The following is a 25,800-nucleotide window of genomic DNA, read 5'->3' as shown; positions in this document are numbered from 1 at the left end:
TCGAACCCTACGCCGCACCCCCGACGCTGCGCCCCCCGGCACCGCGCATCCCGCGCCGGTTTCACGCCCACATCTCGACACCGCCGCGCACCGCGTCTACCCTTGACGCAACTCTCGCTGCAGCCCAGACCCCGCCTGACCGCGAGACCGACGGAGCACGGAGCGGGGATGACTGACAACTACTGGACCGATGACGTCACAGCGATGGCGCTGGTGACGCCGGTCGATGAGATCCGTCTCGATGAGATCACGTCGGAGCAGCTGCGCCGGCTCATCGAGATCGTGGAGGACATGCGCCGCCATCAGCCGCGCGATTCCGACGACTACGAGAGTCGCTACTGGCGGATCAGGCGCCTGCTGGAGGAGAACGAGACCGAGTAGCGAGCGCTCACGCGGGGCCGATGAGCCGCACGACCTCGTCGACGTCGACGCCCAGCACCTCGGCGATGTCGTCGGCGGTCATGCGCTTCGACCTCAGCAGTCGCGCGGCACGGCGGCGCTCGACGGCGGCGACGCTCGCGAGTCCGTGCGCATCGCACTGCTCAGCGCGGGCGAGGCACACGGCCACGTCTTGCGGCATCACGTAGGTGAGGCGCACGTCGGCCTCGGCGAGCCCCTCGGCGAGCCCCTCGGCGAGATCTTCGGCGAGTCGACGCACGTCGCGCGTGCTGGTCGCGATCAGCTCGTCGCCCTCCCCCACATCGATCTGCCATCGCGCGAACCGCCATCGGGCCCGCACCTCCCGCGTGGCCGGCGATTCGGCGGCGTCACGGTCTGACATGATGCACCCGCTCACAGCCCGGGCGGATCGTTCCTGTCGGGCGGCGACGGCTCCGTGCAGCGGGCGGAATGCGCGCGAGCGGAATGCAGACGGGTTTGCGGGCGAATTGGTGTGAACATGGCGACCTCGATCCGTGCAGCGGACGCCAGAAACGCGAGGTCCAGGCTGAGATCTGAAAGTCCTGTGGTTCTCAGGGTAGGCCTCATCCGGCGCCGGTGTCGAGACGGTGAGGTGGTTCCCTCCGTCGCGTCAGAGGCATAGTCTGAAGCCCATCGTCCGGCCCCGGGGCGGCCGGCACGACGCAACCGCAACATGGATCCGACGATGGAGTCACCCATGATCAAAACGGAGCTCGTCGCTCTGGCGACCGCGGCCGGCTACGAGACCATCGATTTCCGCAGCATGCGCAACGACGACCTGCGCCAGTTGCAAGACACGATCACCGAGATCTGGGTGCGCCTCGACGAGACCGAAGACCTCTCGATGCGATTCGAGTGGCTCGCGCCCATGATCGACGCCGAGCTACGGCATCGAGAGACCACCACCTGACCCGGATGCCGCCCCTCGCGCCATGGCCGTCACGCCCGCTCGAGCACCGCTCGTCGCCGCCGCCTCAGCCGGCAGCGACCGCCGCCACCGCGAATCCCGCGGCCGAGGCCAGCAGCCAGATGCCGATGCTCAACACGTAGTCGGAGGCGCCGGCGTGCTGGCTGCCGTCGGGCGCGTAGAGCCGGCCGCGCGCATCCGATCGGCCGAGGAACACCACCCGCGGAACCGTGAACAGCAGATAACCGAGCGGCACGACGCCCATCACCACGAAGACGATCCCCACGATCAGCCCCACCGGGTCGCCGAAGCCGAAGAACGCCTGCAAGAAGAACACGCCCAGCCCGCCGAAGAGCAGCAGCCAGCCGAACCCGATGAGCGACACCCCGAAGTCGGGCGCGAACACGATCATCGCGACGATTCCGAGTGCCGCCGACACGAGCGCGAGCGGAACGAGCAGTTCGACTCCCGGCGGGCACGGCACCGCGATCTCGTAGGGCCCTCCGCTGGCGCAGCTGCCGCCGACCGCCATCACCCGTGCGGTGACCGCGAACAGCAACCCGGCGCCGAGCGACACGAAGAACCACGACGACGCCGATCCCGCGACCCGGGCGGGCATGCGGCGCCGCCACGTCGACGCGGTGCGGGCGCGGGGCGAGGTCATGAGCACACGGTACGGCACGGCGGCCGGCCGTGGTGAACGGATATTCCGACCGCCGGGAGGCCGGCCGCCGGCTCGGGAGGCTGCTGGCCGAGCGCCGGCTCGACGGCGTGGTCGTGATCGGCCTGCCCCGCGGCGGGGTGATCGTGGCCGCCGAGGTGGCTCGGGCGCTCGGGGCTCCGCTCGACGTCGTGGTGGTGCGGAAACTCGGGCTCCCGATGGCACCGGAGGTGGCGATGGGAGCGATCGCGGAGGGCGGCATCCGCTCTCTCGACACCGACCTCATCGCGCGCCACCGGGTGGCCGCCGACGAGCTGGCGCTGGTGGAGCTGCGCGAGCGGCGAACGCTCCTCGCGCGGTCGGCGCTGCTGCGCGGAGGCCGAGCAGCCGAGCCGCTCGATGGGCGGGTTGCCGTCGTGGTCGACGACGGTGTCGCGACCGGCGCGACCGCCCGCGTGGCGTGCCGCGCGGTGCGGCGACGGGGGACCGCGCGGGTGGTGCTCGCCGTGCCGGTGGCCGCGGCATCCGCTCTTCGCCAGCTCGCGCTCGACGGCACCGGTGGAGCACCCCACGAGATCGTCTGCCCGCTCGCGCTCGAGCCGTTCGGGGCCGTCGGGCGGTATTACGCCGGTTTCGAGCCCGTCGACGACGACGAGGTGGTGCGTGCGCTGGCGGAGGCCGGCGGTGGCGTCAGACGGTGAGCCCGGCCATGTCGGTGTCGGTGGGCCCGATTAGTCTTCGGCTGGAGAGTCAGAACGGAGCGGCAGTGCCCGAGAGCATCGAGGCGTGGTGGGAACGCCGGCAGCGGTCGAAGGGCATGGCCGTGCCCTACGCCATCGGCACCTACCGCAGCGCCTGGGCGCGCTACCCCATGCTCGTGCGGCAATATCACCCCGACCTCAACCGCGACATCACGCTGAGCCAGATTCCTCCGGCGGCCGACGTCTACCTCACCTGGCAATGCGACGCGGGCCACCTCTTCGTGGCCACGCCCGACGAGCAGCGCGGTCGCCCCGGGCGCACGCGCCGGCGATCGGCGTGGTGCCCGGTGTGCGCCGAGCTCGCCGTTCCGCGGCGGCCCCCCGTGCCGGCCCGGGGGCAAGCACCGGCGCTTGCACCGCCAACCTCACCGGCCCCAGCACCGCTGCCGGCATCGGCGTCGGCCTCCGCGGGCGAGCGCCCCGGCCCGCCCGCCCGCTCGGCGGCGAGGCCCGCAGCGGGCTCCGGGCGGCCACGCTCCGGCCTGCCGCACAGGCCAGGCACCACGAAGCACCCCGTGACGGCCGGCATCCGCCCCGGCACGGCCTTCCACAGCGCGCACGCGCCGAAGCCGGCCTCCGCCGTCGAGGCCGACCTGCGTCAACGACTCGGCGCGCGCCTCGACGTCGACCTCACCGTCAACGCCGTCGGGGTGGGCCGCCCGTTCTTCGAGCGTCGCGAGGTGTGGCCCGACATCGTCATCGGCGAACTCGCGGTGGCCCTCGAATACGACACCGTCGGCCGCTTCGGCCTCGAGCACGTCGGCGGGCGCGAAGACACCGACCGGCGCAAAGACCGCCTGCTGCGCGAGGCCGGCTGGGAGGTGGTGCGCATCCGGTGCCGCCCGCTGCTCGCGCTCGGCCCCCATGACATCGTCACCTCGGGTGTGACCGAGAAACTGCTCGACCAGGTGCTCGAGACGCTCCGTGGCATCCGGGGCGACCTGATCGTGAACGCTTACCTGCGCTGAGCGCGGGCAGGCGTGACGGTGCCGGGCGCGCTGACCCCATCTCGCGCGCCCGGCACCCCCGTGCACTCAGTGCACGGGCATGCCGCCGGTGACCGCAATGGTCTCACCGACGACATAGCTCGACTCCTGCGAGGCGAGGAAGACGAACGCGGGCGCGAGCTCGACCGGCTGGCCGGCACGCCCGATCGGGGTCTGCGACCCGAACTCCTCGATCTTCTCGTTCGGCACGAAGGCCGGCTGCAGCGGCGTCCACACCGGTCCCGGCGCGACGCCGTTGACCCGGATGCCGCGTTCGATCAGCTGCTGCGACATCGCGCGGGTCCAGTTGGCGATGCCCGCCTTCGACACCGCGTATTCGGCGAGCGACGGCGATGGCTGGAAGCCCTGCACGCTCGATGTCGTGATGATCGACGCGCCCGGCTCGAGGTGCGGCGACGCCGCTTTGGTGAGCCAGAACAGCGGGTAGATGTTCGCTTCGAGCACGTGGTCGAGCGTCTTCGTCTCGAAGTCGTCGATGCTGTCGACGGTCGGCATGGTGCCGGCGTTGATGACGAGCACGTCGAGCCCACCGAGCCCCTCGACCGCGTCGGCCACGACCTGCACGTTGGTCTGCTCCTGCTGCAGGTCGCCGGGCAGCAGCACCGCGGTGCGGCCGGCATCGCGCACGAGCTGGGCGACCTCTTCGGCCTGAGCCTGCTCTTCGGGCAGGTAGCTCAGTGCGACATCCGCTCCCTCGCGTGCGAAGGCGATGGCGACGGCGCGCCCGATGCCCGAATCGGCTCCGGTGATGAGCGCTTTGCGGCCGGGCAGGCGCCCGTTTCCGACGTAGGTGGTCTCGCCGTGATCGGGTGCCGGATCCATCTTGTGGATGTCGCCCGGCCCCTCCTGCTGCTGCGGCGGGAACGGCGGCTGGGGGTATTGGGTTCGCGGGTCTTGCGGGGTGTACATGTTCTTCTCTGACATGCTGCCCACCGTACGACGGCCGCAACGACACCGCGCGGGGTTGACAGAGTTCGCAGGCGGCGTAGTCTCCACGCCCATCGCACACACAGCAACCGCTCGGGTGGCGGCCCTGTGCGGCGGCGGCGACCCCTGTCAGGATCGAAGCAATGTCCCGCGACACGAACAGCCCCGAACCCGCCGACCAGCCCGGCCGGCCAGTCCAACCCGGCCGGCCAGACCAGCCCGGCCGCGCCACCCGCTACGTCGACCTGAGTGACTACGCCGCGATCGGCGACGGCCGCACGGTCGCCCTGATCGCCCGCGACGGCCAGGTCGACTGGATGCCGGTGCCCGCGTTGCACTCCCCGCCGGTGTTCGCGGCCCTCATCGACGGCGAGGCCGGGGGCCGGTTCGAGCTGCGGCCCGACACCGACGAGTTCGAGTCGACTCGCGAATACCTCGAGGGCAGCAACGTGCTCCGCACGACCTTCCGCACCGCCGACGGCGCGGTCACGGTCACCGACGCCCTCGTCACCGGGGTCGCCGGGCGGCTGCCCTGGCTCGAGCTCGCCCGCCGCATCGACGGGCTCGACGGCTCGGTGCGCCTGCGCTGGGCCGTCGTTCCCGGCAACGTGCTGGGCGATGACGACGATGAGGTGAAGCGCCTCGACACCGTCCACGGCCCCATCCTGCGCGCCGGCCACATCGACCTGGTGCTCGTCGGCTCCGATCATGGCCGTCTCGACCCGCACGAGCCGGGCGACGGCTTTCCCGACGGGCCGCTCTCGTTCTTCGGCGAGTTCGTCACCTCGCCCGGGTCGCGGCACCTCATCGCACTGTGCGGCACCGACGACGAGCCCATCCACGTTCCTGACCCGGCCAACGTCGACCGCGGCATCGACCGCACCATCGCGAACTGGGAGGCCTGGGCCGACGAGTTCGACTACGAGGGCCCCTGGCAGCAGGCGGTGCAGCGCAGCGCGCTGGCGCTCAAGCTGCTCATCTTCAGCCCCACCGGTTCGATCGCCGCGGCGGCCACCACGGGTCTGCCCGAGAACCACTCGGGCGGAAAGAACTACGACTACCGGTTCGCCTGGGTGCGCGACCTGGCCTACACGGTGGGGGCCCTCATCCGGTTCGGTCTGCGCGAAGAGACCCATGCCGCCGTGTCGTGGGTGTTGAAGACCCTCAAGCAGCACGACGGTGCGATGCCCATCTTCTTCGAGCTCGACGGGTCGATGCACGACGAGGTGCACGAGACGACGGCGAGCGGATGGCGCGGCATCGGCCCCGTGGTGGTGGGCAACGCTGCCGGCGACCAGTTGCAGCTGGGCGTCTACGCCGATGTGCTCGGCATCATGCGACGCTACGTCGAGGCCGGCAACATCCTCGACGAGCGCACGAGCGAACTGCTGGTGGAGTTCACCGACCAGGCCTGCCGGGAATGGCCGAAGAAGGATTCGGGCATGTGGGAGCTGCCCGAACAGCAGCACTACGTGACGAGCAAGATCGGCTGCTGGCAGGCGCTCGACGACGCCATCCAGCTGGCCGAGCTCGGCGAGATCAAGCCCGACGACGACGACCTGGCGCTCTGGCACAAGAACCGCACGCTGATCGAGGAGTGGATCGACCGCAACGGGTGGTCGGCGAAGCGCGGTGCCTACGTCATGCACCCGGGCAGCGATGCGCTCGACGCCTCGATCCTGCTGCACTCGCGGCGGGGATTCGGCCCGCAGGAGCGCATGGATGCCACGATCGCGCTGATCGACGAGGAGTTGTCGGCGGGCCCCTTGCTCTACCGCTACAGCGGGGTCTCCGAGGAGGAGGGCACCTTCGTGGCCTGCGCGTTCTGGCTGGTCGAGGCGTTCGCGCGCACCGGCCGGCTCGACGACGCGGTGCGCCGCATGGACGCCCTGGTCGCTCTGGCCAACGACGTGGGGCTCTACTCCGAGATCATCGGCGCCGACTACGGCGAGTTCCTCGGCAATCTTCCGCAGGGGCTCAGCCACCTCGCCCTGATCGACGCGGCACTCAGCATCCGGCAGCAGCAGCAGGGCTGAGGCGGCGCGGCCTCCGCGCCGACGCGGCCGCCCGCCGTCACTCCACGAATTTGCGCAGGTAGCCGGCGAAACCGCCCGGCGTGCGGCCGTCGAAGCGGCCCGAGGTCTGCACGACCGAGCCGAGCAGCTCGACCACGCGGGCCGGCGGCTCGAGCGTGTGCACGCCCGGCTCGTCGCCGAGTGCCGCGTCGAGCTCGAGCTCGTCGATCGAGCGCACGAGGGCGACATCCTCGCCCACTGATCGCGCGCTGAAGCCGCCGACGCGGGTGTAGGCATCCGCCCGCACCCCGAGGTTCGCGCCGAACACGTGCCGGGTCTCGCCGGCGTGCACCGCGCTCCAACGGTCGACCACGTGCTCGCCCAGGTCGGCGCGCCGCGGCATCACGCGCCCGACGGCCGCGAGCGCCCCCGACTGCGCCGCGTCGAAATGCTCGCGCAGCCAGCTGGTGGGCACGTCGGTGTCGGCGTCGGTGTTGCAGACCCAGTGCCGGGTGGGCTCGACACCGGGCGTCAGCCCGATCAGGTGCGCCACCCCGGTCGCGCGAGCCCGGCCCACGTTGGCGAGATCGACCTCGAGCACGGCGATGCGGTCGCCGAACGACCGGGCGATGGCGGCCGATCTGTCGGTGCAGGCGTCGAGCACGACCACGACGCGGCTCAGCACGGCGGTCGACTGCGAGGTGGCGGCGAGGCCGCGGAAGAACGCCTCGCGACTCGCGAGCACCGACTCGAGCGAGCCGCGCAGCAGCAGCTCTTCGTTGCGGGCGGGAATGACGACGTCGAGGGCCTCGATCACACGATCCCCTCCCGCCGGGCGACCGAGATCGCGGGCGGGCGCACGAACACGTCTAGCAGGAAGTCCTCTTCGACGTGGTGGGCGAGGGTGGTGAACTCGTCGCGCTGCACGAAGACGGCGTGCACGGTGTCGCCCGAGAAGGCGCGCCCGGCCACCGGATGCCGCCAGTGGCACACCACCAGGGCGCCGTCGCGGGTGAGTGAGCCGAGGATGCGCTCGATCAGCACCGTCAGTTCGTCCTCGTCGAGGAAGTAGCCGATCTCGCTCACGACCACGAGGTCGAACGAGCCGTCGGGCCACTCGGAAGGCACGCGCATCCGCTCGAACACCGCGACCGGCCGGTCGGCGTTGCGCTGCCGGGCCCGCTCGATCGCGACCGCCGACACGTCGACCCCGAGGAATCGCGCGGAGGTGCGCTCAGCGAGCTCGCGCGACAGCACGCCCGTCGAGCTGCCGACCTCGAGCACCGAGGCGTAGGCGGGGTCGGGCAGGCTCGCGAGCAGCAGGGCCCGTTTGCGCTCCTCGTACCACCGCGACTCGAAGCCCCAGGGGTCGTCGGTGCGGTCGTGGAGCCCGTCGAAGTAGTCGGCGGCGGCGTCGCCGGTGAGGTCGGCCGGGATGCCGCCGGCGTCGGCGCCCCCGGCGGTCCCGGCGCTCTCGGCGCCCTCGGCGCCCTCGTCGCTCGCGCCGGTGCTGGCCGCCGATTCGTCGACGAACACCTCGAAGGCGCGGGCGAAGTGCTCGAGCATGCCGGGATGCAGCAGCGCCTCGTCACCCGGAAGCCCGCTGAGCGGCGCGATCTGGCTGGTGTGCGCCGACAGCGCGTCGGCCTTGGCTGCCGCACTCACGAGGTCGAGCGGCAGCACGGCGAACGCCGGCCACGGCACGTCGGCGGCGGCGGGGTCGGCCCAGTGCCAGAGCCAGATCGGGTAGCTGAAGAACCGCGCACCCGTGATCGAGGCGGCGTCGCGCGCCGCGTGGGCAGCGGCTTCATGGTCGGGATGCCGGTCGCCGCCCCACGGGGCCACGAGAAGCGTCGACGACCGCGGCTCGATCGGCGCCGGAAGATCGTCGGAGTGCAGGTCGCGCCGTGCCCGGGCCGGCGGCCCGATGGCCTCGGTGACCGCCTCGGAGATCTCGGCCACGTGCTCGGCGAGGCGCCCGTCGGGCAGCCGCAGAAACCGCACGGTCGCCCCCGGGTCGGCCCGCGCGACGGCGTCGACCGTCTCGGCCTCGCGGATGCGCGCCAGCTCGTCGGGGCTGTGGGTGGCCGAATCAGGATGCGAGGCCTCGCCCGAGGTCGCCACGATCACCGTCGCGCGCACCCCGGCGGTGTAGCCGCGCGACAGCAGCCCCGCGGCGCCGAGGGTCTCGTCGTCGGGGTGCGCGGCCACCACCACGAGGTGCCCCACCTCGGCGAAGAATTCGGCGTCGAGCGATCGCAGGGTCGACTGTCGCGCCGCGAAGGCCCGCTGCCACTCCTCTTCGGGTGTGCCGCTGTCGCGATGGGTGAAGGTCATCGTGCGCCCCCTCGCGGGCTCGGAGCTGCCTCGGGGGTCGTACTGACTGCGGGCGCTGCGGGCGCTGCGGGCACCGCCGACGACACGGCCGATGGTGCCGACGCGCGCGCGGACTCGACGGATGCCGAGCCGCCCGCCTCATCGGGTGTCGCGGGCCGCGCCTCGTCGATGTCGGCCGCCGACCGGGCGGCCTCGACGAGCATCCGGCCCGCGCAGGCTTCGTCACGGGCGCCGTGGTCTTGCCGCAGGTAGAGCTCGAGGTCGGCCACGCGCGCCGCGAACCCGGCGTCCATCGCCAGCGGCGCCGGACCCAGCGCATGCGCCGCCTCACGCAGCACCGCCTCACACTCCCGGCGCACGATCGTCCGCGTCACCTGCGCGAGCAGCGCCGCAGCATCGGCATCGCCACCGGCATCCGGTGGACCGACCGGCTTCTGCGCCCGCGGCGGCCGACCACCGTCTGCACCGTCCGGGGTGCCACTGCCGCCGTCGGCCGCCGGCGAGTCGAGCTCGTCGATGGCACGCGCGGCGGCCGCGAGGGCCGACTGCGCGGCGACGACCGAAGCCGCCACCCGGCCGGCGTGCAGGGCCCCGATGTCGTCGCCCTTCGCCACGGCGGCGGCCACGACCCGACGTGCGACGCCCACCGCCCCGCCGAACCAGCACGCGGCCACCCCGATGCCGCCCCACTCGAAGCCCGGTCGGTCGAGATACCAGCCCTCGGCACCCACCGGAACGGCACGAACGACCTCGAAGTCGACCGGCCCGCTCGGAATCGTGGGAAAGCCCCGTGCAACCCACACCTCCGGGTGCGCCACGACCCCCGGCTGCTGCAACGCCACCGCGAACAACCGCCGGCCACCCCCAGAGCCGGCGCCAGCACCCGGAGCGGCACCGACCCCGCCACCCTCGTGTGCGACGTGCGCCGTCACCAGCGCGTGCGTGAGGTCGCCGGCGAGGGAGCACCAGGGCTTGGTTCCGCCGAGCAGCCAGCCCGCGGCATCCGGAACCGCGTCGACCCGCACACCCGCGCCCTCGGCGGCGAACACGCCCCACGTGCTGCCCGGCCCCGCGCCGATGGCGGCGAGGTCGACCGGCTGCGGGCACTGGGCGAGAATGACGGCGGCATCGACGTGCGGTTCCACGACTCGGGCGACCGTGACGTCGGCCGCGGCCAGGGTGGCGAGCGTCTCGAAGTACCCCGCCGTGCCGCCGTGGCCGGGCAGCGCGATCTCGCCGGCCACCGATCGTGCGAGCTCGAGCGAGCTCCGCAGGTCTCCGGATGCCGCCGACGCACGCTCGAACAGGGCGTCGAGTTCGCTCGTGCTCGTGCCGCCGTCGCCCTCGACGAGCAGGTCGGCCACCCGGCCCGGACCCAGCGTGACGCCGTGTGCCATTGCTCTCCGTTCGTCGACTGTCAGAGTCGGCCGCGTGCGCTGCGGGCGGCCAGGGCGCGACGCCGACGACGCTCCTCCCTCCATAGTCGTCCTGACCGGGCCGACGCCCAACCCCTTGACAGGGGAGGCACGGCATCGATATCGGCCGAGCGGCGCGTGCCGGTTGCGCCGGGTCGTCGTACGGTGGGGCGAATGGACCTCGGAATCAAAGGACGAACCGCCCTCGTGAGCGGAGCAGACTCGGGCATCGGCTGGCACACGGCACGGCTGCTGCTCGACGAGGGTGTGACGGTGGTGATGACCGACCTCGACCAGGGCTCGCTCGACGACGCTGTGAAAGAGCTGCCCGGGCGGTCGAACGACGTGCACGCGTTCGCGGCCGACATCACGAGCCTCGACTCGCTCGCCGAGCTGCACGAGAAGGTGCAGGATGCCGTGGGCGAGATCGACATCCTGGTGCAGTCGGCGGGGGTCACCGGCGCGCAGGGGCTGTTCCACGAGATCAGCGACGAGGGCTGGACGAAGACGATCGAGACCGACCTGATCGGCCCGGTGCGACTCGTGCGCGAGTTCCTTCCCGACCTGCGGTCGGGCGGCTGGGGCCGCTTGGTGCTGCTCGCGTCGGAAGACGCCGTGCAGCCCTACGACGACGAGCTGCCCTACTGCGCCGCGAAAGCCGGCATCCTGGCGCTCTCGAAGGGCCTGTCGCGCAGCTACGCGTCGGAGGGCCTGCTCGTGAACGCGGTGTCGCCCGCCTTCATCCACACGCCGATGACCGACGCGATGATGGACAAGCGGGCGAAGCAGCTCGGCACCACGCCCACCAAGGCCATCGAGTCGTTCCTCGCCGAGGAGCGGCCCTACATGGAGCTCGGGCGGCGCGGCGAGCCCGACGAGGTGGCGAGCGTGATCGCGTTCCTCTGCTCGGAGCGGGCGTCGTTCGTGACCGGGTCGAACTACCGGGTCGACTCGGGGTCGGTCGCCACGATCTGAGCCGCCCGATCTGAGTCGCCACGGTCTGAGTCGCCACGGTCTGAGCGGGCGCGGCCTCGCAGCCGGCCTCTCGCTAGGCTCGGAGGATGGCCGAGACCGACGTTCTGCTCTTCTCCTACGGCACCCTGCAGCAGCCCGAGGTGCAGCTGGCCACCTTCGGGCGGCTGCTCGAGGGACGCGAGGCGGGCGTGCTCGGCTACCGGCTCGAGTGGCTCACGATCACCGACCCGCACGTCATCGCCACGAGCGGCAGCGACCGGCATCCGCTGCTCGTCGCCGACGAGGAGGGCGCGACGGTGCAGGGCACGGTGTTCGCCATCACCGCCGACGAACTGCTCGCGGCCGACGACTACGAGGTCGACGACTACACGCGGGTGCAGGTGCCGCTCGACTCGGGCGAGGAGGCCTGGGTCTACGTGTTCGCGGGCGACCGGCGCTAGCAGGGCGGCCGGCGGGGCACGTCAGCGCTCGGCCGGCACCCGGATCGTCGTGACCAGGTCGACCAGGTGCGGCTCCGACGGCGCCGACCCGAACCCGAACCGCACCGGCGGATCGAGCGGCGCGAACGCCCCCAGGTCGACCCCGTCGAGCGACGCGTCGGCCCACACGATGCGCCGGGCCACGGTGACGCCGTAGAACTCGCGTCGGCCGTTGCCCGCGGTTCCGGCCGTGCGCACCCCGGGCACGAGCGTGCGCGCGACCGGGTCGAGCACCTGGAGCCAGGCCGGCCGGGTCGCCAGCGTCGGCGGCACGGCCCGCAGCAGGCGACCGAGCGGCGAGATCGGCCCGATGCGCATCGACGCCGAGAGGTGCCCGGCGGCAACGCGGATGCCGCCGTCGATCCTGATGGCGGCGACGGGCACCACGAGCACCTCGTCGAACTCGTAGGTGCCGCCGACGAACTCGGCCACCTGCGCACTCGGCGCGAACAGGGTGCGGTGACCGCGCGCATCCTCCATCATCACGTCGACGAATGCCCCGAACGGTGATCGCTGCCACAGGCCGATCACCAGACGGATGCCGGAGTCGGTGCCGAAACCGGCGATGCGCCCGGCGAATCGCAGGTCGCGGGTGGCGGGGGTCGGGCTCATGCTCTGAGGCTAGGCCGACCGGCGCGCGACGGCGACCCCTCGGCGGAAGGCCGACCCGCGGTCAGCGGCCCACCCGGCGGTCGGGCTCGGTCTGGGCGCGCACGTGGATGCGTTCGCCGTCGCGGTTGAAGATCGCCATCACCTCGACGGGTTCGCCGTCGGCACTGCCCATCCAGTGCGGCACCCGGGTCGCGAACTCGGCCGCCTCGCCCGGCCGCAGCACGAGATCGTGCTCGCCGAGCAGCAGGCGCAGGTTGCCGTTCAGCACGTAGAGCCATTCGAAGCCCTCGTGTGAGCGCAGCGCCGGCGCCACCGCGGTGCGCGAGATGGTCATGCGCACCGCCTGGTTGGCCGACGTGCGTCGCGAGAGCTGCTGCATCGACATGCCGTCGCCGCTCGACGACCGCGGGCGCACGCGCGGGTCGGGCACCGAGTCGGACACGAGCTCGTCGATCGTGATCTCGAGCGCGGCCGCGAGCGGCATCAGCAGCTCGAGATTGGGCTGGCGCTTGCCGCTCTCGAGGCGTGAGATCGTGCTGGCCGAGATGCCGGTCTCGGCGGCGAGCGCCGCGATCGTGGCCTCGCGCTGCAGCCGCGCCGCGCGCAGTCGAGCCCCGATGCGGGCGCCCTGCGATTCATCCATCGTGCTATTTCAGCACGATGACATGCTGATCGTCCACCTCCTTGCGAGCATGGACCCATGAACGAATCACCCTGGGATGTCATCATCGTCGGCGGCGGTGCCGCCGGCCTCAACGCGGCCCTCGTGCTCGCCCGTGCGCGCCGGCGGGTCGTCGTGGTCGACGCCGGCGAGCCGCGCAACCGGTTCGCGCCGCACATGCACGGCTACCTCACCCGCGACGGCCTGTCACCGCTCGATTTGCTCGAGCTCGGCCGCGCCGAAGTGCTCGGTTACGGTGCCGAGATCGTCGAGGGGCGTGCCGTGTCGGCGTCGGGCGAGGCGGGAGCGTTCACCGTGACCCTCGACGGCGGACGGATGCTCACGGGCCGCCGCCTGATCGTGGCCACCGGTCTGCGCGACGAGCTGCCCGGCATCCCGGGCCTCGCCGAGCAGTGGGGAACGGGCGCGGTCGCCTGCCCCTACTGCGACGGATGGGAGGCCCGTGACCTGCGCATCGGCGTGATCGCCACCTCGGCGATGTCGATCCACCAGGCCTCACTCGTGCGGCAGTGGTCGGCTCACGTCACGTTCGTCGGGCCGCCGACCACCGAGCTCGACGCCGACACGCGGGCCGGCCTCGAGGCCCGCGGCACCCGCATCCTGCCGAACGCCGTCACCGCGGTGCTGGCCGACGCCGAGGGCCGGCTGACCGGCGTCGCCCTCGACGACGGCAGCACGATCGAGCTCGACCGCCTGTTCGTGGGCCCGCGGCCGGTGGCGCGCGATGAACTCCTGCGTCAGCTCGGCGCCGAGCAGATGACGACGCCGATGGGCGAGTGGACGGCATCCGACCCCTTCGGCGACACCTCGGTCGCCGGCGTCTGGGTGGCCGGCAACTCGGCCAATGCGGGCGCCCTGGTCATCGTGGCCGCCGCGGCCGGAGCCACCGCCGCCACCGCCATCAACGCCGACCTCGTGGCCGACGACACCCGCCGGGCCGTCGCCGAGCTCGCCGCCGACCGGTGACCGTCGAGCGCCGAACCCTGAACCCCGCGGGGCCAGGTCAGCCCTGGGCGATCTCCGACACGTCGTTCCACTTCTCCCACAGGGCGATGCGCGAGGCGTAGTCCTTCTTCGCGGTCTCGAGCGGGCCCACCCCGAAGAACACCCGCAGCGGCGGCTCCTCGGCGTCGACCACCTCGAGGATGGCCCGCGCCGACGCACTCGGATCGCCGGGCGCACCGAACCGGGCCTTGCGCGCCTCGGCCGCGGCGGCGTGGGCCGCCTCGTAGTCGGGCAGCGGCTCGGCGCGCTTGGCCGACGCTCCGCCCCAGTCGGTGCTGAAGCCGCCGGGCTCCACCAGGGTGACCTTCACGCCGAAGGGCGCGACCTCCTGGGCGAGCGCCTGCGAGAAGCCCTCGAGCGCCCACTTCGAGGAGTTGTAGATGCCGATGTTGGGGAACGCCGAGATGCCGCCGATCGACGACACCTGCACGATCAGACCGCTGCCCTGCTCGCGCAGGAACGGCAAGGCGGCCTGCGTCACCCAGAGCGCGCCGAACAGGTTGGTCTCGAACTGGTCGCGCACCTCTTTCTCGCTGAGTTCTTCGATGAAGCCGAATTGGCCGTAGCCGGCGTTGTTCACCACCACGTCGAGCCGGCCGAAGAAGTTGACGGCCTCGGTGACGGCCGCGAAATCGGCCTCGCGATCGGTGACGTCGAGCTGCAGCGGCAGCAGCCGGTCGCCATAGGCGTCGACGAGCTCGGCGAGCGTCGACGTGTCGCGGGCCGTGGCCGCCACGCTGTCGCCGCGCGACAAAGCCGCCTCCGCCCACTCCCGGCCGAAGCCGCGCGATGCGCCGGTGATGAACCAAACCTTCTGAGCCATGGGGGAATCCCTTCGATGCGTCGTCGCGTGCCGCGACCCTCTCGCATCGAACGTAGACCCGTGCCACGAACTTCCCGTGCGCCGAAAATCGGAATCCTGGATACACTGACCGCACTGCCGCCGCGGGGGCGCGGACTCAGGGGGCTCGATGACCGACCACACCAGCACGCGCATGCCGAACCGCCGGCTGCTGATCGCCATCCTGCTCGGGGTCATCCCGCTCAGTCAATTCCCGATCGACGTCTACACTCCGGCGATCCCCGACATGATCCGCGAGTTCGGCACCTCGGCCACCCTGGTGCAGAACTCGGTGTCGGCCTACGTGCTGGGCATGGCCATCGGTCTGCTGCCCGTCGGCATCATCGCCGACGCCCGTGGCCGCAAGCCGACCCTGCTGATCTGCCTGGCGCTGCTCGTCGTGGCGAGCCTCAGCATCGCCGCCACCACCGACATCTGGGTGCTGCTCGTGCTGCGGTTCGTGCAAGGAGTCGGCGGGTGCGCCTGCATGGTGGTCGTCTACGCCATCGCCGCCGACACCTCGCGTGGAAAGCAGTTGACGTCGCTGAGCGGATGGCTCGGCGCATCCTGGGGCCTCGCCCCCGTCATCGCGCCCGCGATCGGAGGGCTGCTCGTGCAGTTCGTCTCGTGGCGCGGCATCTTCGTGCTGATCGCGGTGCTGGCCGCGATCGCGGGGGTCGTGGTGTGGCGGTGGCTGCCCGAGACGCTGACCGCCGCGGCGGCCGTTCCCGTGCGGCCGGGGGTGATCGCCCGCGTGCTGGCCTCCACCCTGCGGCACAAGCTCTTCATCGGCCTCACCCTCGTGTTCGCCGTGTTCGCGAGCGCGCAACTGCTGTTCGGCGTGGTCGCCCCGTTGCTCTACGAGGTCGAACTGGGGCTCTCCCCCGCCACCTACGGCCTGATCGCCCTGCTGATCGGGGCCGCGAACCTCGGTGGCGAGCTCGCCACGGGGTCGCTCGCCACCCGCGTCTCGTCGCGACTGCTCGGCTTCTCGGCGCTGGCGTCGTTCACCGTGGGTGCCGTCATCCTCACCGCCAGTGGTCTGCTGGTGGGCCCGGATGCCGTCTTCCTCACCATCGGGGGCATGTTCGTGATGCTCGGCTGCGGTGCCCTCTGCCCGATGGCCTACGGTCTGGCCCTCGGCCTGTTCGACCGCAACCTGGGCCTCATCGGCGGGCTCACGAGCGCCGTCTGCTACCTGTTCGTGGCGGTCACCATGGCGAGCGCCGCCACCCTGCCCGACGACAGCCAGGCCCCGATCGGCCTCGTCTATCTCGGCTGCGCCGTGGTGGGCGGCATCGTGCTCGCCCTGTGCCTGCCGCGACGCGCGCGCACTCCGGCGGTGGTCGTCTGATCGTCGCTAGCGCGTGAACACCACCCGGCCGAGCGTGTCGCGCAGCCACGATTCGTAGTGCTGCATGCTCCACCCCGATTGCCCCACCAGTTGCTCGTGGCTCTCGGGCGACACGAGGAACGACATCGCGTCGGCGAGTTCCTGGCGCCGGTCGTCGTCGATGGCCGGGTCGATCAGGCCCCGCCGTTCGAGCTCTGCCACGGCCGCGCGGAAGTCGACGCGGCGACGCGCGAGCAGGTCGTCGAGCGACTCGCGCACGAGCGGGTCGCTCGACGCGGCGCTCAGGAAGCTCGCCCACAAGCCGCTCGTTCGCCGATTGGCCTCGGCCACGAAGTGGATGTAGCCGGCCACGAACTCCTCGTCGTCGGCCACGGCCCTGATCTCGCGACCGACCTCGCTCTCGGCGATGGTCTCGCGGCTCTCCGACCCCGAGAAGGCCTGCTCGAAGGCGCCGAGCAGCAACTCGCGCTTCGGGCCGTTGAGCTTCACCGTCTCGACCGACACCCCGGCTTCCCCGGCGATGTCAGCCAGCGACGTGCCCGCGTAGCCCGAGCGCGCGAAGCAGGCCGCGGCGGCGTCGAGAATGCGCTGGCGTGTGCTCGCGGCCTGTTCGGCGCGCAAGGTCGAGTTGTAGGCGCGAGTGGCGGAAGTTCGTGAGTCCGGCATATTGACTATCCTAGCGGTGCAGTGAATACTACTTCGGTATAACCAAGTTTACGTCACGAACATCGAAGGTCAGGTCATGTCATCGTTCCTCCTCTGCAGCACTCCCGTGCACGGCCACGTCGTGCCCCTGCTCGCGGTCGCCCGCCACCTCGTCGCACAGGGTCACTTCGTGCGGTTCCTCACCGGAGCGCGCTATCGCGTCGCGGTCGAGTCGGCCGGAGCCACCTTCCTCCCGCTCCCGGCCGAAGCCGACTACGACGACACCGACATGGATGCCGCCTTCCCCGACCGCGTGGGCCTCAAGGGGCCGGCCGGCATCCGTTACGACATCTCGACCATCTTCCTGAAGCCGGCTCCCGCACAGCTGCGCGCGGTCGACGCGGCCCTCGCGGCCGAACCCACCGACGCGGTGCTCGTCGAGAGCATGTTCATCGGCTCGGTCTTTCTGCTCACCCGGCCCCGCGCATCCCGACCCCCGGTGATCAATCTCGGCATCGTGCCGATGGGGCTCGACAGCGTCGACACGGCGCCGTTCGGCCTGGGGGTGCCGCCGATGGCCGGCCGCCGCGGACTGCTGCGCAACCGAATGCTGAAGCTCATGGCCGAGAGGGTGATCTTCCGGCCCGTGCAGAAGAAGGCCGAGACGATGGTGCGCGAGACCACGGGCACCGAGCTCAGCCAGTTCTTCATGGGCACGGCCTCGATGGCCGACGCGATCGTGCAGTTCACCGTGCCGAGCTTCGAATACCCGCGACGCGACCTTCCGGCCACGGTGCACTTCGTCGGTCCGGTCTCGCGCACGACGCCGTCGACCACTGCGCTGCCCGACTGGTGGAACGAGCTCGACGGCACGAAGCCCGTCGTGCACGTGACACAGGGCACGGTGGCCAACAAGAACTACGACGAATTGATCGCACCGACGCTCGAGGCGCTCGCCGGCGATGACCTGCTGGTCGTGGTGAGCACGGGCGGGCGGGATGTCGCGACCCTTCCGCACCCGCTGCCCGCCAACGTGCGCGCCGCCACCTACCTCCCCTATGACAAGCTTCTGCCGCTGACCGACGTGCTCGTCACCAACGGCGGATACGGGGGCGTGCACTACGCCATGGAACACGGAGTTCCGCTGGTGGTGGCCGGGGCCACCGAAGACAAGGCCGAGGTCACGGCCCGGGTCGCCTGGGCGGGTGTCGGGGTCAACCTGCGCACCAACCGGCCGGCGCCGGATCGCATCCGGGCGGCGGTGCACGAGGTGCTCGCCTCGCCGGCCTACCGCGAGCAGAGCGCCCGCATCGGCGCTGACATCGCCGCCTCACCGGGGCTCGCCGGGCTCGACGAGGTGCTGCGCACGCTCATCGCCACGCCCGCGCGGTGAGGGAGCTCTCGGCGCGATGACCCGATCGCGCCGAGAGCGATACGATGGAGTCACTTGAGATCGGGCCTGGATTTGGGTTCGTGGCGATCTGTTGAACGCCTGTGCCCCTGTCGACGAGCCCGAAAGATGCGACGTGACCTTCTCGACCACTCCCTCCGCCCGTGCGGCGCTCGACGCCCGCGAGGCACTCGATCGGCTCGACGCCGGCGAGCCCGCCGACATCCCGCTTGCCACCGCGCTGCTCTCGGCGCGGGGAGCAGAGCTCGAGCGGCTGCTCGACCGGGCGTCGGCGACCCGCGACGACGGGCTGCAACGCGCGGGCCGGGCCGGCACCATCACCTACTCCAAGAAGGTGTTCCTGCCGATCACCCGCCTCTGCCAAGACCGCTGCCACTACTGCGTGTTCGTCGACACCCCGGGCGGGCTGGCGAAGAACGGCATCACCACGTTCATGGAGCCCGACGAGATCATCTCCATCGCCCAGACCGGCGCGGGCATGGGCTGCAAGGAGGCACTGTTCACCCTGGGCGACCGTCCCGAGAACCGCTGGCCGGCCGCCCGTCGGTGGCTCGCCGACCACGGCTACGCCTCGACGCTCGACTACGTCGGCGCGATGGCGCAGCGGGTGCTCGACGAGACCGGGTTGATCCCCCACCTCAACCCGGGCGTGATGTCGTGGAACGAGATGCAGCGCCTGCGCCCCGTCGCCGGATCGATGGGCATGATGCTCGAGACCACCGCGAACCGGCTGTGGTCGCAGCCGGGCGGGGCGCACTACGGGTCGCCCGACAAAGACCCGGCCCTGCGGCTGCGGGTGATCGAAGACGCCGGCCGCTCCCGCATCCCGTTCACCTCAGGCCTGCTGCTCGGCATCGGCGAGAACCACGCCGAGCGTGCCGAGGCCCTGTTCGCGTTGCGCGACCTGCACGAGCGCTTCGGGCACCTGCAGGAGACCATCGTGCAGAACTTCCGCGCGAAGCCGCGCACCGCGATGCAGAACGAACCCGACCTCGAACTCGACGACTACATCGCCGCCGTCGCCACGGCACGAGTCGTGATGGGCCCCGACGCCACCGTGCAGGCGCCCCCGAACCTCACCGACTTCGAAGAACTCGAGTTGCTGCTGCGCGCCGGCATCAACGACTGGGGCGGCATCAGCCCGCTCACCGCCGACCACGTCAACCCCGAGCGGCCCTGGCCCGACATCGACGTGCTGGCCGGCCTGACCGGGCAGAGCGGCTACACGCTCGCCGAGCGGCTCACCGCCTACCCCGCCTACCTGGCCGATGCCGATCGCTGGCTCGACCCCGCCGTCACCCCGGCCCTCCACGCGCTCATGAACCCGGCCACGCTGCTCGCCGAGGAAGGGGCGCGGGCCCGCCCCCGGGTCACGGTCGCGCCCGCTTCCTCCGGCGACCCGAGCACCTCGGCCCCGGATGCCGCCCGCCGCCGCATCTCGCGCGCGACGGGTTCGCCCACCCGCGTGCTGCGCGGGGCACTGGATGCCGCCTCCTCCGGCGACCCGGGCGCGATCACCGACCGGCAGGCCACCGCCCTGCTCGGCGCCCGCGGCGACGACCTCGCCGAACTGGCCACCCTCGCCGACGCCGCTCGCCGAGCCACGGGCGACGACGCCGTCACCTACGTCGTCAACCGCAACCTCGACACCGCTCTGCTCACCACCACCCCCAGCGACGACCCGGCCACTCCCGCCCTCACCCTCGAGATGGCCGCAGAGCTGGCGGCCGAGGCGGTGCAGCTCGGCGCCACCGAGATCTGCCTGCAGGGCCGGCCCGATCCGTCGCTGCCGGGCGAGGTCTACCTCGACGTGGTGCGGGCCATCCGTGCCGCCGCGCCCACGGTCGCGATCCACGGCTTCCGTCCCACCGAGCTCCGCGACGCCGCCCGCCGGCTCGGCCGAAGTGTTCCGCAGACGCTGGCCGACCTGCGGGAGGCCGGCCTCTCGAGCGTTCCCGGAACCGCCGCGTTCGTGCTCGACGACGACGTGCGCGCCCGCTTCAGCGCCGGCGCCCTGCCTCCCGTCGCCGAGTGGATCAGCGTCATCGAATCGGCCCACCGCGCCGGCCTCGGCTCGACGTCGACCCTCGTCTACGGCCATCTCGAGACGCCCGAGCAGATCGTCGCGCACCTGCGCACCCTCGCCGCCGTTCAGGCGCGCACGGGCGGGTTCACCGAGTTCATCCCCATGCCGTTCGTGCCCGGCGACGCCCCGGGCCCGGTCGCCGGGCTCGTGCGCGCGCGGGCGGCCGCGAGCGCGGCCGGCGCCTCGGCCCCCGGCGCCGCTGGCGCTGCCGGCGCCGCTGGCGCAGCCGGCCACGTCTCCCCGTTCGGCCCCTCGCCCGAGCAGTCCCGTGCCGTCGTCGCCGTGGCGCGCCTGCTCCTGGCGTCGTCGATCGACCACGTGCAAGCCGCCTGGACCAAGCTCGGCCTCGGCACCACCGCCGAGGCCCTGCGAGGCGGAGCCGATGACGTCGGCGGCGTGCTGCTCGACGGCTCCCTCTGGCCCGAGGCCGGACCCGAAGCGCGACTGACGCTCTCGGCCGCCGACGTCGAGTCGCTCGCCCGCGCATCCGGTCGCGCCGCCCGCCAGCGCGACACCGCCTACTCCGTGGTCACGCCCCCCGCGGCCGCCCTCGCCCGCTGACTCCCCACGCCTGATGAACACCGACCCCGCCACCCCCGAGCGCACCGCGCCAAAGCCCGGCGCCACTGTGACCGACGTCGACGCCATCGTGGTGGGCGCGGGCATCGCCGGCATCGCGGCGGCGGCCCGCCTTCGCCGCAGCGGCGTCACCGACGTGCTCATGCTCGAGCGCGGCCACGACATCGGCGGCACCTGGCGCGACAACGTCTACCCCGGAGTCGCCTGCGACATCCCCTCGCACCTCTACTCCTTCTCGTTCCGCCCCAACCCAGGCTGGAGCCGACGATTCTCGCCCGGCGCCGAGATTCAGGAGTACCTGCGCACCGTCGTGCGCGATGAGGGGCTCACCCCGCAGATCCTCCTCCGCACCGACGTCACCGCCATGACCTGGCATGACGCCGACGCCCGCTGGCTGCTCACCACGAGCCGGGGCGACTACCGCTGCCGCGTGCTGATCGTGGCGGCCGGCCGGCTCTCCGAGCCCCACCTGCCCGACCTGCCCGGACTCGACACCTTCACCGGAACCGCCCTGCACAGCAGCGCCTGGATTCCCGACCTCGACCTGTCGGGCGCCCGCATCGCGGTCGTCGGCACCGGCGCATCCGCGGTTCAGCTGGTGCCCGAGCTCGCCCGCGTGGCCTCGCGCACCACGGTGTTCCAGCGCACGGCACCGTATGTCGTTCCCCGAGCGGATGCCGCGATCCCACCCGATGCGCGGGCCGAGTTCGCTCGGCATCCCGATGCCCTGAACACGCATCGCGAGGCGCTCTTCCACGAGTTCGAGGCCGGGCACGCCGCGCGCGTCGCCGCAGGCCCGGAACGCGACTCGCTTCGCCGCCTCGCCCTCGACCACCTCGCCGCCCAGGTTCCCGACCCGCAACTGCGAGCCCAGCTCACGCCCGACTACGAGATCGGCTGCAAGCGGGTGCTGCTCTCCGACGACTACTACCCGGTGCTGGCGTCGGATGCCGCGCACCTCGAGCCCTCGGCGATCGTCGCGGTCGACGGCGACGAGGCCGTCGCCGCCTCCGGCCGGCGTTTTCCGGTCGACGTGATCGTTTTCGCCACCGGTTTCGCCTCGACCCGGCCCCCGTTCGCCGAGCGCGTGCGCGGTCGCGACGGCGAACTGCTCGCCGACCACTGGGCCGAGGGCATGACGGCGTTCGCGTCGATGCTCGTCGCCGGCTTTCCCAACCTGCTCGTGCTCGACGGCCCCAACGCGGCGCTCGGGCACAACTCGGCCTTCGCCATGATCGAAGCGCAGGCCGAGGTCGCCGCCGGCCTCATCGCCCGCCTGCTGGCCGCAGGCGCCGACGACGCCCGCGACGGCACCGAGCTGCTCGAGACGTCCGTCGCCGACGAGGCGGCCTGGACGCAGCAGATCGATGCCGCCGCCTCGGGCACCGTGTGGCTCAGCGGATGCCGCAGCTGGTACGTCGACGAGCGCAGCGGGCGACTGACCCTGCTGTGGCCGGGCACGGCGACCGAGTTCCGCGACGCCCTGCTCGTGGCCGCGGAGCAGCTCACCGTGAGCGCCCGCCCGCTGCCTGCAGCGTGAGGCCGTGAACGCGAGGCCCTGAACCTGAGGCCGTGAACCTCGGGCCCCGCCCACTCAGGTCGCGAGCAACCGGCGCCGCTGCTCGTCGACGTCGTAGTCGGGCTCGGGCCACGAGAGCTCGAGCCCCTGCAGCGCCTCGACGAGCAGTTGCTGCACGGCGAGCGCCGAATACCACTTGTGGTCGGCGGGCACGACGTGCCACGGGGCGTGAGCCGTGCTCGTAGTGCTCAGCACCACCTCGTAGGCGTCTTGGAACAGCGGCCAGAGCGTGCGGTCGTCGACGTCGCCGGGGTTGAACTTCCAGTGCTTGTCCGACCGCTCGAGCCGGCGCAGCAGCCGGTTCTTCTGCTCGGCCTCGCCCAGGTGCAGAAACGCCTTGATCACGGTCGTGCCGCCATCGACGAGCCCCTTCTCGAACGCGTCGATCTCGGCGTAGCGCTCGGTCAACTGCTCCGACGTGATCGTCTCGTGCACCCGCGGCACGAGCAGGTCTTCGTAGTGCGACCGGTCGAAGATGCCGATCTGGCCCGGTTTCGGCAGTTCGCGCTCGACCCGCCACAGGTAGTGGTGGGCCAGTTCCTCCTCGGTGGGCTTCTTGAAGGCGTGGTAGCGAATGCCCTGGGGGTCGACCGCCCCCGCGACCCGCTTCACCACACCGCCCTTGCCCGACGTGTCCATGCCTTGCAGCACGATCAGCACCGAGTTGCGGCCGCCGTAGAGGCTGTCGGCGAAGAGCTGCTCCTGCAGTTTCGACAGGGTGCGCGACGAGGCGTCGAAGATCTCGGCGGCGGCGTCTTTGTCGAGCACGCCCGGCGTGCCTCCGGTGTCGATGGCCGCCAGGTCGACCGGCGCCTGCACCGACAACCGCCGGCTCCAGCTGTTCTTCTGCGATCGGCCGTGGCCCATGCGCTGCTCCCTTGCTCTCGGTCGTGCGGTTCGTGCGGTTCGTGCGGTCGTGCGATTCGTGCTGTCGTGCTGCTCGATCGAGCGGTGCGCTCAGAGGTCTCGACCCTCGAGCGAGCCGCCGATCACGTCTTGCAGGGCGAACAGCTCCTCGCCCCGCGAAGACGGGTCGTTCGTCGTGATCACCCAGCGGTTGCCCACCAGAAAGGGCTGTGGCTCGGTGCTGGCCGCCGAACGCTCGACGAGCGCGTCGGCCGCGGCCTGATCGGCGAACACGAAGATGCCGATCTTCGACTCCTGGCACCACCCGCCGCTGCCGCCCTCGACCGGGGCATCGGTGAACGTCGTGCACGTCAGCCCCGAGTCGGCGACGGTGCGCTTCAGCTGATCGAGCGTGTAGGCGGGAATGGCCGGGGTCGGTTCGGGGTGGTCGAGCGGGCTGTCGGATGGCGCGGCCGAGGCATCCGGCGACGTCGGCGTCGCTCCCGCCGAGGCCGGCCCACCCGTGCCCGAGCCGGTTCCGGTTCCGGTTCCGGTGCCGGGTGTGCACCCCGCGAGAAGAGCACCCGCGGCGAGCACGACGGCCGCCGCGGCGACGGCTGCGCTGCCCCGTTGCCGGGGGCCGAAGACGGTCTGACGGGTCATCGGCGGATTCCCTTCGCGAGGTGACGCACGATCTCGAGGGCGCTCGCCTGCCGCGCGTCGCGGTAGCCCTCGCCCGCCCACAACGCCATGTTCTGGGCGTCGCCGGCGGCGAGCGCCGCGGCGCGCAGCGGAGTCGTGAGCTGATTGACCTCGGGGTAGCCGAGCGGCGCCGTGGCGTCGTGCCGGCGCAGGAAGTCGTTCACGAGACCCCGCGCGGGCCGCCCCGAGAACGCATGGGTGACCGCGGTCTGCGAGAACTCGGGCGACGCGAGAGCCGCGCGGTGCACGGGATTGGTTCCGGCCTCCCGGGCGAGCAGGAAGGCGGTTCCCGCTTGCACGGCCACCGCTCCGCGCGACAGCAGGTGCTGCACCGACTCGGGCTGCATGACCCCGCCGGCCACGACGAGCGGTGTGTCGGTGTAGTGGTGGATGCTTCCGAACAGCGTGTCGAGATCGGCGGTGGGCGGCGTCGCCGCGGCATCGAAGGTGCCCCGGTGGCCGCCCGCCCGCGGGCCCTGCACCACGAGCGCCGGGGCACCGGCGGCGAGCGCCGCCTTGGCCTCGCCCACGGAGGTCACGGTCACGAGCACCGCGATCTCGGCCTCGGCGAGGGCCTCGAGCACGGCCGCCGTCGGGGTGCCGAAAGTGAACGACACCACGGCCGGGCGTAGGTCGAGCACGACCCCGAGCTTCTCGTTCCATCCGTCGTCGTCGGCATGGGTGACGCCCGGCTCGACTCCGTAGCGCGCCGCATCCGGAGCGATCTCGTCGGCATAGCGGGCGAGCTGCTGCGGGTCGGCGATCGAGGGCTGGGGCACGAACAGGTTCACGCCGAACGGCTGCCCGGTGAGCAGCCGGGTGCGGTGCAACTGTCCCGCGACATCGGCGGCCGACCGGTAGCCGGCGGCGAGGAATCCGAGCCCCCCGGCATTGCTCACCGCCGCGGCCAGTTCGGGTGTCGACGGTCCGCCGGCCATGGGCGCCTGCACGATCGGAACGCGAAGAGCACGGAAGTCGAACATCGCCCTCACCCTACTCGCGGGGGCGCGTCACGTCATCCGATCGGCGTGGGCCGCGGGGAGCGCGCGAGGGCGGCATCCGGTCAGAGCGTCTTCGCCATGTTGATGGCGGTGGGCTCGTAACCGAGCGAGGTGTAGAGGTTCTGCGCCACCCGGTTGTGACCGAACACGTTGAGGCCGAGTTTCACGGCCCCGAGCCGGCGCGCTTCGCTCTCGGCGAGCAGCATGGTCGCCCGGCCGAGGCCCTTGCCCCGGTGCGGCTCGTCGATCGCGATGTCGAACACCCACCACTCGTGCGGACGCTGCAGTGACACGGGGCCGATCCAGAGCACGCCGACCACGTCGTCGCCGTCGACGACCTGGTAGACCTGCTGGCCCTCGGCGGGACGCCCGTCGGGAAAGTACTCCGCGTCGGCCTCGTCGGCCCGCTGCTGGGCGTATTCGGGCGAGTCTCCCGCGGCGATGCGCTCGCGCAGGTACTCGTCGTGGCTGGAGGCGAGCCACGGCCCGAGAACGTCGGCGGGCATGGGGCGAAGAGCGGCGACCATGCGCCTACGTATCGCCCCGATCCGGC

The 25,800-nt window shown here is 71.9% G+C and carries 26 protein-coding genes; 12 read left to right on the top strand and 14 right to left on the bottom strand.

Features of this window, described 5'->3' with window-relative positions:
• Nucleotides 1-168 precede the first annotated feature (168 nt).
• Complete coding sequence (locus tag N1032_RS00725; protein ID WP_259536824.1) at nt 169-381, top strand: hypothetical protein; 213 nt, start codon at nt 169-171, stop codon at nt 379-381.
• A gap of 7 nt (nt 382-388) precedes the next feature.
• On the opposite strand, the gene N1032_RS00720 is transcribed toward N1032_RS00725, so the two are convergent.
• A complete protein-coding gene (locus N1032_RS00720) occupies nt 389-781 on the bottom strand; it encodes a hypothetical protein (protein WP_259536823.1) in 393 nt (130 codons plus the stop codon).
• A 336-nt stretch (nt 782-1,117) separates the two neighbouring features.
• Here N1032_RS00720 and N1032_RS00715 point away from each other — a divergent pair, with 336 nt between their 5' ends.
• Complete coding sequence (locus N1032_RS00715) at nt 1,118-1,330, top strand: hypothetical protein (protein ID WP_259536822.1); 213 nt, start codon at nt 1,118-1,120, stop codon at nt 1,328-1,330.
• Nucleotides 1,331-1,394: 64 nt separating this feature from the next.
• Here N1032_RS00715 and N1032_RS00710 read toward each other — a convergent pair whose 3' ends face one another.
• Nucleotides 1,395-1,991, bottom strand: coding sequence for a hypothetical protein (locus tag N1032_RS00710; protein WP_259536821.1), 597 nt, complete (start codon nt 1,989-1,991; stop codon nt 1,395-1,397).
• 29 nt (nt 1,992-2,020) lie between these two features.
• Here N1032_RS00710 and N1032_RS00705 point away from each other — a divergent pair, with 29 nt between their 5' ends.
• Together N1032_RS00705 and N1032_RS00700 are read left to right on the top strand one after the other, a co-directional pair.
• Entirely contained in the window at nt 2,021-2,689 is a 669-nt protein-coding gene (locus tag N1032_RS00705; RefSeq protein ID WP_259536820.1) for a phosphoribosyltransferase, read from the top strand.
• 65 nt (nt 2,690-2,754) lie between these two features.
• Nucleotides 2,755-3,717: a zinc-ribbon domain-containing protein gene (locus tag N1032_RS00700; RefSeq protein ID WP_259536818.1), complete on the top strand. Its 963-nt coding sequence runs from the start codon at nt 2,755-2,757 to the stop codon at nt 3,715-3,717.
• 66 nt (nt 3,718-3,783) lie between these two features.
• On the opposite strand, the gene N1032_RS00695 is transcribed toward N1032_RS00700, so the two are convergent.
• Complete coding sequence (locus tag N1032_RS00695) at nt 3,784-4,680, bottom strand: SDR family oxidoreductase (protein ID WP_310795904.1); 897 nt, start codon at nt 4,678-4,680, stop codon at nt 3,784-3,786.
• Between the two features lie 146 nt (nt 4,681-4,826).
• Here N1032_RS00695 and N1032_RS00690 point away from each other — a divergent pair, with 146 nt between their 5' ends.
• Nucleotides 4,827-6,719 carry a glycoside hydrolase family 15 protein gene (locus N1032_RS00690; RefSeq protein WP_259536816.1) on the top strand — a complete coding sequence of 631 codons (1,893 nt, stop codon included), beginning with the start codon at nt 4,827-4,829 and terminating at the stop codon, nt 6,717-6,719.
• A gap of 37 nt (nt 6,720-6,756) precedes the next feature.
• On the opposite strand, the gene N1032_RS00685 is transcribed toward N1032_RS00690, so the two are convergent.
• Genes N1032_RS00685 through N1032_RS00675 form a run of 3 tightly spaced genes read right to left on the bottom strand, consistent with a single transcriptional unit; the run spans nt 6,757 to nt 10,432 of the window.
• Complete coding sequence (locus N1032_RS00685; protein ID WP_259536814.1) at nt 6,757-7,515, bottom strand: glycosyltransferase; 759 nt, start codon at nt 7,513-7,515, stop codon at nt 6,757-6,759.
• Nucleotides 7,512-9,035 (bottom strand): PIG-L family deacetylase, encoded by a 1,524-nt coding sequence (locus tag N1032_RS00680; protein ID WP_259536812.1) that lies wholly within the window; start codon nt 9,033-9,035, stop codon nt 7,512-7,514. Before N1032_RS00680 ends, N1032_RS00685 begins: the two co-directional genes overlap by 4 nt.
• Nucleotides 9,032-10,432 (bottom strand): acyl-CoA dehydrogenase family protein, encoded by a 1,401-nt coding sequence (locus N1032_RS00675; RefSeq protein ID WP_259536811.1) that lies wholly within the window; start codon nt 10,430-10,432, stop codon nt 9,032-9,034. The genes N1032_RS00680 and N1032_RS00675 overlap by 4 nt, the downstream gene beginning before the upstream one ends.
• Nucleotides 10,433-10,624: 192 nt before the next feature.
• Between N1032_RS00675 and N1032_RS00670 the strand changes: the two genes are divergently transcribed.
• Both N1032_RS00670 and N1032_RS00665 read left to right on the top strand, forming a co-directional pair.
• The gene (locus N1032_RS00670) at nt 10,625-11,425 is read left to right on the top strand and encodes an SDR family NAD(P)-dependent oxidoreductase (protein ID WP_259536809.1); all 801 of its coding nucleotides are present in this window, start codon (nt 10,625-10,627) and stop codon (nt 11,423-11,425) included.
• 86 nt (nt 11,426-11,511) lie between these two features.
• Complete coding sequence (locus N1032_RS00665) at nt 11,512-11,865, top strand: gamma-glutamylcyclotransferase family protein (protein WP_259536808.1); 354 nt, start codon at nt 11,512-11,514, stop codon at nt 11,863-11,865.
• 21 nt (nt 11,866-11,886) lie between these two features.
• Here the strand turns inward: N1032_RS00665 and N1032_RS00660 are convergent, their stop codons facing one another.
• Nucleotides 11,887-12,516, bottom strand: a complete 630-nt coding sequence (locus N1032_RS00660) for a hypothetical protein (protein ID WP_259536807.1) — start codon at nt 12,514-12,516, stop codon at nt 11,887-11,889.
• A 61-nt stretch (nt 12,517-12,577) separates the two neighbouring features.
• Entirely contained in the window at nt 12,578-13,159 is a 582-nt protein-coding gene (locus N1032_RS00655) for a helix-turn-helix domain-containing protein (protein ID WP_259536804.1), read from the bottom strand.
• Between the two features lie 57 nt (nt 13,160-13,216).
• Between N1032_RS00655 and N1032_RS00650 the strand changes: the two genes are divergently transcribed.
• Nucleotides 13,217-14,164 carry an NAD(P)/FAD-dependent oxidoreductase gene (locus N1032_RS00650; RefSeq protein ID WP_259536803.1) on the top strand — a complete coding sequence of 316 codons (948 nt, stop codon included), beginning with the start codon at nt 13,217-13,219 and terminating at the stop codon, nt 14,162-14,164.
• Nucleotides 14,165-14,201: 37 nt separating this feature from the next.
• Here N1032_RS00650 and N1032_RS00645 read toward each other — a convergent pair whose 3' ends face one another.
• Entirely contained in the window at nt 14,202-15,026 is an 825-nt protein-coding gene (locus N1032_RS00645; RefSeq protein ID WP_259536801.1) for an SDR family oxidoreductase, read from the bottom strand.
• Between the two features lie 148 nt (nt 15,027-15,174).
• Between N1032_RS00645 and N1032_RS00640 the strand changes: the two genes are divergently transcribed.
• On the top strand, nt 15,175-16,398 hold the full coding sequence (locus N1032_RS00640) for a multidrug effflux MFS transporter (RefSeq protein WP_259536800.1): 1,224 nt from the start codon (nt 15,175-15,177) through the stop codon (nt 16,396-16,398).
• A 6-nt stretch (nt 16,399-16,404) separates the two neighbouring features.
• On the opposite strand, the gene N1032_RS00635 is transcribed toward N1032_RS00640, so the two are convergent.
• Nucleotides 16,405-17,064, bottom strand: coding sequence for a TetR/AcrR family transcriptional regulator (locus N1032_RS00635; protein WP_259536798.1), 660 nt, complete (start codon nt 17,062-17,064; stop codon nt 16,405-16,407).
• A 76-nt stretch (nt 17,065-17,140) separates the two neighbouring features.
• Here N1032_RS00635 and N1032_RS00630 point away from each other — a divergent pair, with 76 nt between their 5' ends.
• From N1032_RS00630 to N1032_RS00620, 3 genes are all read left to right on the top strand, one after another.
• On the top strand, nt 17,141-18,436 hold the full coding sequence (locus N1032_RS00630; protein WP_259536797.1) for a glycosyltransferase: 1,296 nt from the start codon (nt 17,141-17,143) through the stop codon (nt 18,434-18,436).
• A gap of 133 nt (nt 18,437-18,569) precedes the next feature.
• Nucleotides 18,570-21,101 (top strand): 7,8-didemethyl-8-hydroxy-5-deazariboflavin synthase CofG, encoded by a 2,532-nt coding sequence (cofG, locus tag N1032_RS00625; protein ID WP_259536796.1) that lies wholly within the window; start codon nt 18,570-18,572, stop codon nt 21,099-21,101.
• A gap of 13 nt (nt 21,102-21,114) precedes the next feature.
• Nucleotides 21,115-22,659, top strand: coding sequence for a flavin-containing monooxygenase (locus N1032_RS00620; protein WP_259536790.1), 1,545 nt, complete (start codon nt 21,115-21,117; stop codon nt 22,657-22,659).
• 54 nt (nt 22,660-22,713) lie between these two features.
• Here N1032_RS00620 and N1032_RS00615 read toward each other — a convergent pair whose 3' ends face one another.
• The 4 genes from N1032_RS00615 to N1032_RS00600 all read right to left on the bottom strand — a co-directional run bounded on the left by N1032_RS00615 (nt 22,714) and on the right by N1032_RS00600 (nt 25,774).
• Nucleotides 22,714-23,565, bottom strand: a complete 852-nt coding sequence (locus N1032_RS00615) for a PPK2 family polyphosphate kinase (protein WP_259536789.1) — start codon at nt 23,563-23,565, stop codon at nt 22,714-22,716.
• Between the two features lie 90 nt (nt 23,566-23,655).
• Complete coding sequence (locus N1032_RS00610; RefSeq protein ID WP_259536784.1) at nt 23,656-24,207, bottom strand: hypothetical protein; 552 nt, start codon at nt 24,205-24,207, stop codon at nt 23,656-23,658.
• Nucleotides 24,204-25,229 carry a nitronate monooxygenase gene (locus N1032_RS00605; protein WP_259536782.1) on the bottom strand — a complete coding sequence of 342 codons (1,026 nt, stop codon included), beginning with the start codon at nt 25,227-25,229 and terminating at the stop codon, nt 24,204-24,206. Before N1032_RS00605 ends, N1032_RS00610 begins: the two co-directional genes overlap by 4 nt.
• A gap of 80 nt (nt 25,230-25,309) precedes the next feature.
• A complete protein-coding gene (locus N1032_RS00600; protein ID WP_259536781.1) occupies nt 25,310-25,774 on the bottom strand; it encodes a GNAT family N-acetyltransferase in 465 nt (154 codons plus the stop codon).
• Nucleotides 25,775-25,800 lie beyond the last annotated feature (26 nt).

This window comes from Herbiconiux daphne (genome assembly GCF_024979295.1).
In the GTDB taxonomy this organism is placed as follows: Bacteria; Actinomycetota; Actinomycetes; order Actinomycetales; family Microbacteriaceae; genus Herbiconiux; species Herbiconiux daphnes.
Note: the sequence above shows the minus strand (reverse complement) of the source record. Positions and strands in the feature narration are given on the sequence as shown.